We start from the raw sequence: 14388 nt of genomic DNA on the forward strand, positions 1-14388 counted from the left end.
ACGACAATCAGATATTTCCTACATTTTGGCGTCGCTCCGCACGCTGCTCCATCCAGTCGTACAGCACCGGCAACAGCAGCAAGGTGAGCAGCGTGGAGGTGATCAGGCCGCCGACTACCACGGTGGCCAAGGGACGCTGGGTTTCCGCGCCCACGCCGCTGGAGAGCAGCATCGGCACCAACCCCAGGATGGCCACGCTCGCCGTCATCAGCACCGGGCGCAGGCGCAAGGTCGTGCCGCGCATCACCGCGTCGCGCACGCCCATGCCCTTGGCGCGCTGCTCGTTGAGGAAGCTCACCAGCACGATGCCATTGAGCATCGCCACGCCAAACACCGCGATAAAGCCGATGGCCGATGGCACGGACAGGTATTGCCCGGTAACCGCCAGCGCCACGATGCCGCCGATGGTGGCAAACGGCACGTTGGCGAGAATCAGCGCGGCGTACTTCATCGAGTTGAACGCCGTATAGAGCAGGATGAAGATGAAGAAGATCGTGGCCGGCACGATCAGCGACAGGCGCTTCAAGGCACGCTGCTGGTTCTCGAACGCCCCGCCCCACGCTGTGTAGTAGCCCGGCGGCAGCTTCACCTGCTGCGCGATGGCCGCATTCGCCTCACGCACGAAGCCGTCGATGTCGCGGCCGCGTACATCCATCTGGATCACCGCATAGCGCTGCAGCTGCTCGCGACGGATAAAGGAATAACCCTCCGCCTCCGTCACTTCGGCCACCTGCGCCAGCTGCACGATGGCGCCGCCCGGCGACTGGATGGGAATGCGCTCGATCGCCTGCATGGAGCGCTTGTCCGCATCGTCCAGCCGTACGGCGATATCGAAACGCTTGACGCCATCGATCAGGGTGCTGATCGGTTCGCCGCCGATGCCGTTGCGCACCACGGTAAGCACGTCGTCCGCGTTCAAACCGTAGCGCGCAAGCGCGTCGCGGTCGACGCGGATGCGTATCTGCGGCTTGCCCAGGTTGGCTTCCAGGGCCAGATCGGCCACGCCGGGCACGCCAGCCAATACGTCCTTGATGCGCGCGCTCAGCCGGTCCAGCTCGCCCAGGTCGTCGCCATAGAGCTTGAGCGCCAGGGTGGCGCGCACGCCGGATATCAGCTCTTCGATGCGCATCTGGATGGGCTGCGTGTAGCTCACCACGGCGGTCGGCAACGCATCGGACAGCTCGCGCTGCATGTCCGCCTCGATGCTTTCCAGCGTCTGTCCCTTGCGCCATTGCTCGCGCGGCTTGAGCGGTGTGTAGACCTCCATGTAGTTCACGTCCGCCGTTTCGCCCTTCTCGGCACGGCCGATCATCGCCAGCGTGGTATCCACCTCGGGGAACGATGCCTTGATGCGCGCGGCGACCTGCCGCGAGATCTCGATGGACTCGTCCAGCGAGGCCGACGGAATGGAGGTGATGCGCCACATGATGGCGCCCTCCTTCAGGTTGGGCATGAATTCCTTGCCCAGCAACGGGAACAGCACCAGGCTGCCGAGCAAGGCGCCGCCCGCCATGCCGAGCACCCAGCCGCGCCGCCGCAGCGACCACGTCAGCACCGCGCCGTAGCGCTGCTTCAGGAAGGCCACGAGGCGCGTGTCGCGCTCTTCCTTCGGCTTCAGCAGCAGCGCGGCGAGCACGGGGATCAGGGTCAGGGCAAGCAACAGGGAGCCGGCCATGGCGAAGCTGATGTTGAACGCCATCGGCTTGAACATCTTGCCTTCCAGCCCTTGCAGGCTGAACAGCGGCAGGAACACCACGATGATGATGACGATGGCGAACGTGATGGGGCTGGCCACTTCGCGCGCCGCCGCCAGCACCGCCGCCGTGCGATCCACCGGCAGGCCGTGCGCCTTGCGCTCGGCCATGATGCGGAACGCGTTCTCCACCATCACCACCGCGCCATCCACCATCATGCCGATGCCAATGGCAAGGCCCGCCAGCGACATCAGGTTGGCCGACAGCCCCGCCTGCTCCATGCAGATGAAAGCGATCAGCATGGCCAGCGGCAGCGCCACGACCACCACCAGCGCGCTGCGGAATTCGCCAAGGAACAGGAACAGCACCAGGGCCACGAGGATCGAGCCCTCCACCAGCGCCCGCACGGCGGTGCCCACGGCCTTGTTCACCAGCTCGGTGCGCTCGTAGACCGGCTTGACCACCACGCCTTCGGGCAGGGCCTGCTGCACGGTATCCAGCTTGGCTTTCACCGCATCGACCACGCTTTTCGCGTTCTCGCCGATGCGCGCCAGCGCCTGCCCCATCACCACTTCCTTGCCATCGCGGGTGACCGCGCCGGTACGCGGCGCGCCGGCCTCTTCCACGGTGGCCACGTCGCGCACGTAGACGGGCGTGCCGTCCTCGGTCTTCAGCACGATCTGGCCGATGTCGCGCGCGTCCCGTACCAGGCCGAGTCCGCGCACAAGGTATTGCTCGCGTCCCACGTCGACGAAGTTGCCACCGACCTGGGCGTTGTTGGCCTGCAAGGCCTCGATGACGTTGCGGAAGCCGAGGCCGTGCGCGATGAGCTTCATCGGATCGATACGCACCTGGTACTGCTTCTCCTGCCCGCCCCAGGAGGTAACGTCATCCACGCCGGGCGCGGTGCGCAGCATCAGGCGGATGGTCAAGTCCTGCAGGGTGCGCAGGCTGCGGTCGTCGGGCGCGCTTTTTAGCGCATCGTCCGCGCGCTCCACGGTGTACCAGAGCACCTGCCCCAGGCCCGAGGTGTTCGGCCCCATCTCCGGTTTGCCATAACCGGCAGGCAGGCGATCGCCCACCTGCTGCAGGCGTTCGTTCACCAGCTGGCGGGCGAAGTAGATGTCCATGTCGTCGCTGAAATACACGGAGACATAGGACAGCCCGAACAGGCTCACCGACCGCACTTCCTCCACTTTCGGCAAGCCGGCCAGGGCCGACTCCACGGGCGTGGTGAGCAACTGTTCCACGTCCTCCGCGGCCAGGCCCGCGGCTTCCGTATAGACATTGACCTGCACCGGCGTCACATCCGGAAACGCGTCGATGGGCAGCTTGCGCACGGCCTGATAGCCAAGCACGCCGACGACGAGGAACGCGATGATCACCAGCAGCTTGTAACGCAGCGAGAGTTCGACCAGACGGGCCAGCATCATTCTTCTCCCAGCTGCGAGCGCAGCAGTCGCGCCTTGAGCGCAAAGGCGCCCTTGCTGACGTAGGACACGCCAGGCTTCAGGCCTTCACGCAGCTCCACCCAGCCGTCGCGGGTTTCGCCCACCTGCACGGCCACGGGCTCGAAGGCGCCCTTGCCGCTGGCGACGAACACGGTGGACTGGTTCTGCAGCAGCACCACCGATTCCACTGGAACCGCGAGCACGGAGCGACCACCCACGGCAATGCGCGCATCGACCAGTTCGCCCGGGTGCAGCAGGTCGCGGCTGTTGTCCACCGCGATGCGCACGGGCACGGTGCGGGTCTTTTCGTCGGTCTGGTGCGAGCGCTGCACGACCTTGCCGGGCAGGCTCTGCCCGTGGATGAGAACGCGCGCCGCATCGCCTTGCGCCACGCGCTCGGCGTCGGCGGGCGACATGCGCGCCTCCACCCACACCGAATCCTCCTTGACCAGCGTGAACAGCATGCGTCCCGCATCGACGCGCTCGCCCACCAGGAACTGGTCGGTGGTGATGCGTCCATCGGTGGGGGCAAGCAACTCGTAGCTTCCATCCGCCCTGGCCGATCCGGCGTGCAGCACGCCCTGGATCTGCCCGTCGGACAAGCCATAGGCACGCAAGCGCGCACGCGCCTGGTCGCGCTGCACCTGCACTTCGGTGTAGCGGCGCCCGGACACCGCCCGCGGCCCCAGCGAGGACACGCGCCGCCACTCCTGCTCGGCGACGATCAGCGCACCCTGCGTTTCCGCCACCTGCACGCTGGACAGCACCACCAGCGGCTGGTCGGCCTTCACCACATCGCCCAGCCTGACCTTGCGCGACAACACCATCGATTCGATGCGCGGCGACACCAGCACGGTGGAGTACGCGTCGACCTTGACCTCGCCAGGCGACTTGATCTCGTCGGCCAGCTCACGCGGAGCGAGCTTCGCCAGCACGATGCCGGCATCCTGCATGGCCCGCGCATCGAGCACCAGGGGATTGGCCGCCTGCTCTGCCGAAGCGTTCGTGGCGGCGATCGCCAGCGCCAATGCGCAGGCTGCATAAAGGGATAAGCGATTCATCGGGAAGCATCCTGTGTGCGGCCGTCCAGCCAGTCCGTCAGGCGGCCGGCGGCGGCGAGGTAGTCGAACCAGGCCTGCCAGGCCTGGCTTTCAAGAGCGAGCGCGGATAGCGCGGTGTCCAGGCTCTGCTTGAGCTGGACGAGGTAGTCGGAAGTACTGATTTCCCCGGCCTGCCACAGCTTTTCCAGCAGGGCGGCGCGTTCGTCGAAGGCGGCTGCGCGCCCTTCGCTGAAGGCGAGGCCCGCCGTGCGCAGGGCGTCGTAGCGCGCCTGCGCCTCGCGCAGCGTTGCGCCGCTGGCCAGCTGCCGCGCACGCACGGCCGCCGCCGCGGCGCCGGCGTCGGCCAGCGCGGCATCGACTTCGGCGCGCCCGCTGTTGAGCACGGGCAAGGGAATGCTCACGCTCAGGCCGATCACCTGATCGGTCGCCACGCCGGTGCGCACGCGGCCGCCGGTAAGGCTCACCGTGGGATCGGGAATGCGCGCGCGCCGCGCCACGTCGATGCCAGCCTGCGCCGTCGCTTCGTCGGCACGCGCCTTGATCAACTCGGGGCGGTCGTCCATCGACAGAGGCACCACCGTGTTCGATCCCGGCGGCAACCCCGCCGGCAACGGCGGCGACGCCTTCACCGCGTCGCCCACGATGGCGTCGAGAGAGGCCCGCGCCGCCGCTTCGCTGCCGGCCAGCGACGCCTGCTGGATCTGGGCTTCGCCCAGGGCCAGTGCGGCCAGGTCGCGCTCCGGGCTGCTGATGTCGCCCACCTTCAGGCGCTCGGCCGCCAGCGCATCGAAGCGGCGCATCAGTTCGACGCGATGCTCGCCCAGCTCGCGCTGGCGCGACGCCAGCGCGGCACCGGACCAGGCCTTCAGCCAGCGCGACGCGACCTCCCTGCGCAGCAGTTCATAGGACGCCTCGCGACTGCGCCACGCCGCTTCGGCCTGCGAAGTGCGAGCGCGTCGCTTGCCCGAGAGATCGAGCGGCAGCGAAAGACCGGCCGTGCGCCGATCGACGTCGGCGTTCTCGGCATCGAGCGACAACGCGGGGTTGTAGACCGGCTGGGAGGCGGCGCGCACCCGCGCCTGGGCCGCCTCCACCTCGGCGCGCGCGGCCTGAACGTCGGGGCTGGCGCCCCATACGGCGCGCACGGCGCCCTGCAAGGGGGAAACGGCGAGTGGCGCCGGAGTCTCGGCCACCGGCGAAGCCGCGGCGGTCGCAATGAAAAACAGGCAGGCAGCTCCCGCAAGGGCTGCACGTAGGACAGACATGGAAGCATCTCCTGAAAACGGACACGGCGAATGCACCCGCAAGGGCGCACGTCAGGCGGTCGTTTTCAGGCGATGGGTGGGCGCAGCAGGGAGCGCGTGGCTTCGGGCAGGCGGCCCGCGTCGATGGATGGCACGGCAAAGACCGCCTCGGGCATGCCGACGGCCAGCGCGACGGAAACCGGCAGCGTGGCCGCATGCGCGCAGGCGCAATGGCATGACGCGCCCTCGCCCAGCAGGCAATCGCCGTCGCCCTGCGGGGCGGGAGTGGCATCCACCGTCATGGCGATGGAGGTATGCGCCTGCGCCTGGAACGTGTCGCGCTCCCCGCCATCGGCAAGGCACACCGAGCCGCTGACCAGCTTGATCAACAGCACGACCACCACCAACACCCACAGGCCGCGATGGCGGCGCAGGCGATGGAGCAGTGGCAAGGAACGGGGCGACATGGGCTGGATGCTAGAAAACAAGTCGCGTGTTAGACAATTTCATTCGCGGCGTGGCGCACCTGTGACACGCCCGGCACGCAGGCCGTGACGTCCTGACACAAGGTTTCCGCACTATGGCGATCGCCGCCATGGCTATCATGTCGAGGCGTAGTCGGGTGGAGTCCGCAAGTGGCGCAAAGGCCGGGGCGAGCAACCAAGCAGGGGGTCCGGGGAGGCGCGGCGGCATGGAATGCGGCCCGGCTGGTCGTGTTGTTCTGGCTGGCGATGGTGCCGGCGCTGTGCCTTGGCGCCGCGAGGGACCCCTGGGCCCCCTTCGATGCGCCCTGGTTCGACCGCATCGGCGTCAACGACGGCCTGCCGCATTCCATCACCACCACGCTCGCGCAGGACAGCCGCGGGCTGATATGGATCGGCACGCTGTCGGGCCTGGTGCGCTACGACGGCTACCGCATGCAGGTGTTCAGCGCCACCGGCGGCAAGAGCGACATTCCCGATGCCTACGTGCGTTGCCTGCTCACGCTGCCGGATGGCGGCCTGCTGGTAGGCACCAACTCCGGCGGCCTGAGTCGCTTCAATCCGCTGGACAACACGTTCCGCAGTTACCTGGTGGGCCGCGGCGGCACCAGCGACCGGAAGATCTACGCCATGACGCCGGACGGCAGCCGCGGCGTGTGGATCGCCACGGAACGCGGCATCGACTACCTGGACCTGGGTAGCAACCGCATCACGCCCGTGCCGCTGGCCGAAGGCATGTCGCCACGCAGTTTCGGCATCCTGCAGGATCGCGCCGGCAACCTGTGGGTGGGCAACGTCGCCGGCCTGTTCGTGCGCCGCAGCGGCGAAAGCCGCTTCACCCGCGTGGAACACCCGGCGAACGACGCCAACGTCGATGCCGTGCTCAGCGATGGCATCTGGGCCCTGCGGGAAGATCGCGAGGGACGCCTGTGGGCCGGCAGCACGCAATCCGGCGCGGCCTACCGCGACGCCTCCGGGCGCTGGCACGCGGTTCCGGGCTTCAGCGGCTATCCGCGCGACCACTCGCGCCGCGCCACGGTGCGCGCCTTCAGCGAGATGAGCGGCGACACCCTGTGGATCGCCACCGACGGCGATGGCGTGCTCGCCTATGACGTGAACGCCGGCAGCTTGCACGCCATCGTCCATGACACAGCCCAGCCCTCCTCGCTGCCCGGCGACTCGGTGCGCGACCTGCTGCAGGACAGCTCCGGCAACCTGTGGGTCGCCACCGACCTTGGCGTGGCGCGCTACAACCCCGATGCCCGCAAGGCCTTCGCCCTGCAGCCTTCGACCAGCGACAGCCGGTCGCTGGCCAACACCAATGTGCGCGGCATCTTCGTCGACAGCCGCCAGCGCATCTGGCTGGCCATGAGCGCGGGCCGCATCGACGTGATCGACCTGGCGGACGGCGCCATCCGCCACCTCGAACTCAACGGTGTGCAGGCGCGCCGCGACGTGCAGGCCTTTGCCGAAATGCCCGATGGCACCCTGTGGGTCGGCACGCAGGGCCTGGCGACGATCAACCCCGACACGCTGGCCATCCACGGTTCGGCCATTCCAGAAATGGACGACAAACCGGTGCTGCACCTGCTGGCCGACGATGGCCAGCTGCTGATCGGCACCTACGATGGCGTGTACCGGTACGACACGCGCACGCATGCCCTGGCGCATTTCACGCACGACGCCAATGACCCTGGCAGCCTGTCCAGCGATACGGTGAGGCGCATCGCCCGTATCGGCAACGACATCTGGTACGTGACCGGGCGCGGCATCAGCATCGCCGGCAGCGCACTGCAGAACCACGGCTTCGAAAACCTGTTCCATCGCCCCGGCGACAACACTAGCCTGCCCAACAACCTGGCCAGCTCCATCGCCATGGACCCGCAGGGCAACCTGCTGGTCGGCACCTATGGCGGCCTGGCGATATTGCAGCCGCGCAGCGCGGGCGAGCCTTACCGGTTCAACACCATCGGCATCGCCAATGGTTTGCCCAGCGATAACGTCAACGCCGTGCAGCCGGACGACCTCGGCAACCCGTGGGTGAGCCTGCCCAACGGCCTGGCGATGATCGACGCCAACACGCATGCCGTGCACACGCTGGGCCTGCGCGACGGCCTGCGCATTTCCAGCTACGTCTACGCGGCCGCTGCACGCGCGCCGGGTGGCGAACTGCTGTTCGGCGGACTCGGCGGCCTGACCGTCGTGCGTCCATCTTGGCAGCCGCGCGACGAAGCCGACGCGCCGCTGGCCATCACTTATGCGGCGGTCAATGGCGCGCCGCTGGCCTTCGGGAAACTCCCCCGCAGCGGTGAGTCTCTGGCGATCCGTTCGCGCAACCGCAGCCTGCGCGTGGATTTCGCCCTCCTCGACTACGAAGCGCCGGCGGAAACCAGCTACAGCTACCGCATGGAAGGTTTCGACGAGGAATGGATCGAAGTGCCGCGCGGCGGCTTGCCGACGGCGATCTACACCAACCTGCCCCACGGCGACTACAAGCTTCGCCTGCGTGCGCAGACGCACGGCATGCAGCCGCGCGTGATCGAGTCCGGCGTGGACGTCAGCGTCGAGCCGCGCTGGTACGAAACCATCCAGGCGCTGGTGGCCGCGGGCATCCTTGCGCTGGTCGCCATCGTCGGCGTCATCCAGCTGCGCACGCTGTATCTGCGCCGCCAGGCGCGGCAACTGCAGCAGCAGATCGACCTGCGCACGCAGGACCTGCTGGTCGCCAACAAGCGCCTGGACGAGCTGGCCAATACGGACGCCCTCACCGGCGCCTGCAACCGGCGGCGGCTGCTGGAACTGGCGGAAGAAGTGCGCGCGCTGAGCGCCGATGGCCAGGCCTGCATCGCCCTGCTCGATCTGGACCGCTTCAAGCGCATCAACGACACCTATGGCCACCTGGCTGGCGACGCAGTGATCCGCCATGCCTGCCGAATCATGCAGGAGCAGAGCCGCGACACGGACATCATCGGCCGCTATGGCGGCGAAGAACTACTCGCCTGCCTGCCGGCCAGCACGCTGGAACAAGGTATGGCGGTCGCCGAGCGCATCCGTGCCGCGCTGGCAGAACATCCACTGGAACACGACGGCCACGCCATCGTGGTCACCGTCAGCATTGGCGTGGCGGCCTACCGCGCGGGAGAAACCCTGTCGCAATGGCTGACCCGCGCCGACGGAGCGCTGTACGAAGCCAAGCACGGCGGCCGCAATCGCTGCGTGGCCGCGCACTGAGAGCCCGCTCGAAATCTCGCATGAGCGCACATTTCTCCTCACCGTCATCCCCGCGAAAGCGGGGATCCAGTGACTTTTACTCGCCGCGAGAAGGCTTAAAGACACTGCTCCCCGCTTTCGCGGGGATGACGGTGAGGGAGCAGGTACTGCTCAGAAGATTTCGAGCAGGCTCTGAGGTACCGCATTCAACCGAAGTGACGGTGCCGGTAAATGGCGTAACCCAGGCCCACGATGCCGGTCAGCGCCGCCGGCGCCAGCAGCACGCGCTCCTGCACCACGGCGAAACCCAGCGCACCCGCGGCGGCACCCACGATGAAACAGCTCGCCACCAGCAGGCACACCTGGATGCGCAACGTATCGACCTCGAGTCCACGCAGGCGCTGGCCGAGATAGATGCCCAGGTCGGTGAAGATGCCCGACAGATGCGTGGTACGCAGCGTGGCGCCGCTATACGTGCTGACCATGGCGTTCTGCAGCCCGCAGGCCATGGAGGCGAGATAGAGGCCCAGATCGCTCTCGCCATGGATCAAGGGCGTCGCCACGAACAACAGTAGCGATTCCAGCATCAGCACCACGCCGTAGCGCCGGCCCAGCTGCAGCGTGCGCTGCTGCACGATGAAGCCACTGAGCATGGCGCCGAACAGGAACGCACCGATCACGAAGCCCCAGTGCAGCACTTCGGCCGCATCCAGCCGGGCCAGCGCGATGCCCAGCTCCGTGCTGGTGCCGGTGAGATGCGTGATCGGCTGATGCCGGAAGCACAGGTATCCCACCGTATTGATGCTGCCCGCGATCAGCGCGAGCAGACCGCCACCCACCCAGGCCCAGCGCGGCAGCTGGCGCAGCATGGCCGCTCAGTTCTTGATCGGCTGCGTCTGGATCACCGGCGCGTCGCCGATCACGTCGGCCCCCGGCGGCGGCACGAAATTGAAGGTTTCCGGTGGAATCGCCACGTTGCGATGCCAGTCGGAGAAGCGGATGTCGGTGACGGCGCCGAGCTGGTCGCGGAACACCATGCGGGCCAGGCCGTTGGCGTCGAAGCCGAGGTCGGCGTAGTCGAACTGCGGATCCTTGGCCTTGGAGGTCAGGCGTAGCCAGCTCAGGCCATCGTGATCGCCCTGCTCCACCGCATTGAAGTCCTTGTCCATCTGCTTCACGTTGGTCAGCACGGTCAGCGGACTGTGCGATTCCTCGGAGCTCTGCACGCGCACCGTGACTTGTTCCAGGTCCGGGTCGTACAGCCACACGCGGCTGCCATCAGCCACGATGGTCTGCTTGGACGGCGCCAGCGTCTCCCAGCGGAACTGCCGTGGCGCTTCCAGCGCCAAGGTGCCGTTGCTCGGCTTGCCGGCGTTGCCGTTGGCGTCCTTCAGCGTTTGCGAGAACTTGCCGGTGAGCGAGTGCAGGCCGGTGGTGAACGCGTCGAGTTTGCTGCGCGCCGGGCCGGCGGCCATGGCGAGGCTGCTGAGGGAGAAGGCGAGCGTGGCGGTGGCGAGGAGGAGCAGGCGTTTCATGGGTGCCTTGTGAGTGAGGCGGTGGAGCGAATTGTGAGACCGAAAGGCTTAACGGAGAAACCCATCCGATGCCGCGAAACCTTCAAGACCGTCATTCCGGCGCAGGCCGGAATCCAGCAGCGGTAGCGTGAGATTTTCGCACCAGTCCGGAAGCTGGACCTCATCGCGACAACCCGCCGCATCGAAACTGGATTCCGGCCTTCGCCGGAATGACGAGCAAGATCAATTCTTCGGCGGTGGCGGCGCCAGCACCTCGCGGTTGCCGTTGTGCTGCGGCGCGCTGACCACGCCGTCCTGCTCCATCTGTTCGATCAGGCGCGCGGCGCGGTTGTAGCCGATGCGCAGGTGGCGCTGCACGCCGGAAATCGAGGCGCGACGCGTCTCGGTGACGATGCGCACGGCCTTGTCGTACAGCTGCGCGTCGGCGTCGCCGCCTTCCTCGCCGTCCTGCGGCAGGCCGGAGTCGTTGATGAACTTGCCGTCACTGGTCGCCTGGACTTCTTCCAGCACACCCTCGATGTACTGTGGCGAGCCCTGCGCCTTGAGCCAGTTCACCACGCCATGCACCTCGTGGTCGTCCACGAAGGCGCCGTGCACGCGTTCCGGCGTAGCCGTGCCTGGCGGCAGGTAGAGCATGTCGCCGTGGCCCAGCAGGGCTTCGGCGCCGGACTGGTCGAGGATGGTGCGCGAGTCGATCTTGCTCGACACCTGGAAGGCGATGCGGGTGGGGATATTGGCCTTGATCAGGCCGGTGATCACGTCCACCGACGGGCGCTGCGTCGCCAGCACCAGGTGCACGCCGGCGGCGCGGGCCTTCTGCGCGAGGCGGGCGATCAGTTCCTCGACCTTCTTGCCGACGATCATCATCATGTCGGCGAACTCGTCGATGATGATCACGATGTACGGCAGCGGCTCCAGCGGTTCGGCCGCCAGGTTCGGCATTTCGGGGTTCGGGCGGAACAGCGGATCCAGCAGCGGCTGGCCGGCGTTCTCAGCGTCCCTCACCTTCTTGTTGAAACCGGCGAGGTTGCGCACGCCCACGGCGGCCATCAGCTTGTAGCGGCGCTCCATTTCGGCGACGCACCAGCGCAGCGCGTTGGCGGCTTCCTTCATGTCGGTCACAACCGGCGCGAGCAGATGCGGGATGCCTTCGTAGACCGAAAGCTCCAGCATCTTCGGGTCGATCATGATCATGCGCACGTCCTTGGCGCTGGCCTTGTACAGCAGGCTCAGCACCATGGCATTCACGGCGACGGACTTGCCCGAACCGGTGGTGCCCGCCACCAGCAGGTGCGGCATCTTGGCGAGGTCGGCCACCACCGGGCGGCCGGCGATGTCCTTGCCCAGCGCCAGCGCCAGCGGCGACTTCATGGCGTCGTACTTGTCCGAACGCAGGATCTCGGAGAGATAGACGATCTGCTTCTTGGCGTTGGGGATTTCCAGGCCGATCACGTTCTTGCCCGGAATCACGTCCACCACGCGCACGCTGACCACGGACAGGCCACGCGCGATGTCCTTGTCCAGGCTGGACACCTGCGAACCGCGCACGCCGGCGGCGGGCTCCAGCTCGAAGCGCGTGATGACAGGGCCCGGATAGACGCCGACCACCTTGGCCTCGATGCGGAAATCCTTGAGCTTCAGCTCGACCTGGCGCGAGAGCACTTCCAGCGTTTCTTCCGAGTAGCCAGGCCCCTGCTCCGGCGCCTCGTCCAGCAGCGACAGCGGCGGCAGCTCGCCCGGCGCGGAGGCGCCGGTGAACAGCGGAATCTGCGTTTCCAGCTTGGCGCGCTCGCTCTTCACCACCGGCGCGGGCGCGGTTTCGATGCGCACGGGCTCGCGCTTGGCCTGTTTCACGGCTTCGGTCTTCTTGACCACCTCGCGCTCGGCGCGCGCCTGGCGTGCGGCCAGCACTTCCGGCGCCTCGCGCAGCTTGCCGCCGAACCAGCCGGCGATCTTGAGTACGCCTTGGCCGGTGAGATCGGCCACCTTGAACCACGACAGGCCCGTGGCCAGGGTCACCGCGATCAGGAACATCGCCAGCAGCAGCAGCGACGCCCCGCCGCCCAGCGCATGCGACAGGCCGCGCCCCACCCACATGCCGATGATGCCGCCCACGCCCTGCGGCAGCACGGGCTCATCGATATTGAGATACAGCAGTGCCGGCAAGGTGATGAAGAAGAACACCGAGCCGATCAGGCGCAGCGAGGGCTCCCACGGCTGCACGGTGCGCTCGCCGCGATGGCGCAGCACCTGCACGCCAAGGAACAGCAGCAGCAGCGGGAAGAAATAGGAAACCAGTCCGAAGATGTAGCGCAGGACGTTGGCGATGTTCGCGCCGACCTCGCCGCCGAAATTGCGCGCATGCTCGACGGTGCCGGCGTGGCCCCAGCTCGGATCCTGGTCGTTGTAGCTGAACAGGCAGACCAGCAGATACAGCGCCAGCGGCAGCAGCAGCAGCGCGCCGGCCTCGCGCAGACGGCGCTTCAGTTCCTCACTGAGGCCCTCTGGCTCTTTCTTGTCCTTCTTGACGTTCGCGGTACGCGGCACGTGGTCCTTATCCTGTCTTGAAACACAAGTCCGGCCGCCGTGGGGCGGCCGGACAGTACAACATCCGCCGAAGCGGCAGGGCTAGACCTTAGATCATGCCCTTGAGCGCCGGATGAACCAGCTCGCCGCCGTCCACGTTGATGCCCCCGCGCAGCGGTTCGAACTGGCGCCATTCGTTGCCGGCGGCCAGACGCTGCACGTACGGCAGGATAGCGGCAGAAATCGCCACCGACGAGGTCTGCGGCACGGCACCCGGCATATTCGTGACGCAGAAGTGGGTCACGCCGTGCACGTCGTAGGTCGGCTCCTTCCAGGTGGTCGGGCGCGAGGTCTCGAAGCAGCCGCCCTGGTCGATGGAGATGTCCACCAGCACGCTGCCCTTCTCCATGGTCTTGACCATCTCCTCGGTGACCACGCGCGGCGCCTTGGCGCTGGGGATCAGCACGGCGCCGACCACCAGGTCGGCAGTGGCCACTTCTTCGGCCACGCTGGACTCATAGGCGTACAGCGCGGTGACGTTCGGGCCCATGGCCATCATTTCGGCCAGGCGATCCTGGCGCTTGTCGAACACCACCACGTTGGCGCCAGCGGCGGCCGCGAGGGCGGCAGCGTTGCCGCCGGCGGCGCCGGCGCCCAGCACCACGACCTTGCCGCGCGGGGTGGAGGCCATGCCGCCCAGCAGCTTGCCCTTGCCGCCCTGCGGACGGTGCAGCAGCGTGGTGCCGATCTGGGTGGCGATGCGGCCGGCGATCACCGACATCGGCAGCAGCAGCGGCAGGCCACCGTTCTCTTCCACCGACTCGAACGCCACGCCGGTCAGGCCGATGTCGAGCAGGCTCTTGGTCAGCGCCGGCTCGGCGGCCAGGTGCAGGTAGCAGAACAACAGGTGGTGCTTCTTGAGCAGGGCCAGGTCGCCGGCGATCGGCTCCTTCACCTTCACGATCAGCTCGCCGGCCTCGTACAGGGCGGCGGCATCGGCCACGACCTTCACGCCGACCTTGGCGTAGGCCTCGTCGGAGAAGCCGCTCTTCTCGCCAGCGCCGGACTGGATGAACACCTCGTGGCCACGGCGCACCAGGTCGGCGGCGGCGGCGGGGATGAGGGCAACACGACCTTCAAGGGTCTTGGTTTCGGAAGGAATGCCGATACGCATGGGGAGTGGAT

The 14388-nt window shown here is 67.4% G+C and carries 9 protein-coding genes; 1 reads left to right on the forward strand and 8 read right to left on the reverse strand.

The window, feature by feature from the left end; translation table 11 throughout:
• Positions 1 to 7: 7 nt before the first annotated feature.
• The 4 genes from BDW41_RS00280 to BDW41_RS00295 all read right to left on the reverse strand — a co-directional run bounded on the left by BDW41_RS00280 (position 8) and on the right by BDW41_RS00295 (position 5917).
• Positions 8 to 3124, reverse strand: a complete 3117-nt coding sequence (locus BDW41_RS00280) for a CusA/CzcA family heavy metal efflux RND transporter (RefSeq protein ID WP_074547610.1) — start codon at positions 3122 to 3124, stop codon at positions 8 to 10.
• On the reverse strand, positions 3124 to 4206 hold the full coding sequence (locus BDW41_RS00285) for an efflux RND transporter periplasmic adaptor subunit (protein WP_074547609.1): 1083 nt from the start codon (positions 4204 to 4206) through the stop codon (positions 3124 to 3126). Before BDW41_RS00285 ends, BDW41_RS00280 begins: the two co-directional genes overlap by 1 nt.
• The gene (locus BDW41_RS00290) at positions 4203 to 5471 is read right to left on the reverse strand and encodes a TolC family protein (protein ID WP_083337573.1); all 1269 of its coding nucleotides are present in this window, start codon (positions 5469 to 5471) and stop codon (positions 4203 to 4205) included. Before BDW41_RS00290 ends, BDW41_RS00285 begins: the two co-directional genes overlap by 4 nt.
• Before the next feature lie 65 nt (positions 5472 to 5536).
• Positions 5537 to 5917 carry a hypothetical protein gene (locus tag BDW41_RS00295; protein ID WP_074547608.1) on the reverse strand — a complete coding sequence of 127 codons (381 nt, stop codon included), beginning with the start codon at positions 5915 to 5917 and terminating at the stop codon, positions 5537 to 5539.
• Between the two features lie 246 nt (positions 5918 to 6163).
• Here BDW41_RS00295 and BDW41_RS00300 point away from each other — a divergent pair, with 246 nt between their 5' ends.
• Positions 6164 to 9163: a ligand-binding sensor domain-containing diguanylate cyclase gene (locus BDW41_RS00300; RefSeq protein ID WP_233496725.1), complete on the forward strand. Its 3000-nt coding sequence runs from the start codon at positions 6164 to 6166 to the stop codon at positions 9161 to 9163.
• Between the two features lie 185 nt (positions 9164 to 9348).
• On the opposite strand, the gene BDW41_RS00305 is transcribed toward BDW41_RS00300, so the two are convergent.
• The 4 genes from BDW41_RS00305 to ald all read right to left on the reverse strand — a co-directional run bounded on the left by BDW41_RS00305 (position 9349) and on the right by ald (position 14377).
• Positions 9349 to 10011 carry a YoaK family protein gene (locus BDW41_RS00305; RefSeq protein WP_074547607.1) on the reverse strand — a complete coding sequence of 221 codons (663 nt, stop codon included), beginning with the start codon at positions 10009 to 10011 and terminating at the stop codon, positions 9349 to 9351.
• A gap of 6 nt (positions 10012 to 10017) precedes the next feature.
• Entirely contained in the window at positions 10018 to 10677 is a 660-nt protein-coding gene (lolA, locus tag BDW41_RS00310) for an outer membrane lipoprotein chaperone LolA (RefSeq protein WP_074547606.1), read from the reverse strand.
• A gap of 222 nt (positions 10678 to 10899) precedes the next feature.
• A complete protein-coding gene (locus tag BDW41_RS00315) occupies positions 10900 to 13164 on the reverse strand; it encodes a DNA translocase FtsK (protein ID WP_233496746.1) in 2265 nt (754 codons plus the stop codon).
• A gap of 148 nt (positions 13165 to 13312) precedes the next feature.
• The gene (gene ald, locus BDW41_RS00320; RefSeq protein ID WP_074547604.1) at positions 13313 to 14377 is read right to left on the reverse strand and encodes an alanine dehydrogenase; all 1065 of its coding nucleotides are present in this window, start codon (positions 14375 to 14377) and stop codon (positions 13313 to 13315) included.
• Positions 14378 to 14388: the final 11 nt, after the last annotated feature.

Origin of the sequence: Dyella sp. AtDHG13 (genome assembly GCF_003201105.1) — a bacterium.
Classification (GTDB): domain Bacteria; phylum Pseudomonadota; class Gammaproteobacteria; order Xanthomonadales; family Rhodanobacteraceae; genus Dyella; species Dyella jiangningensis_B.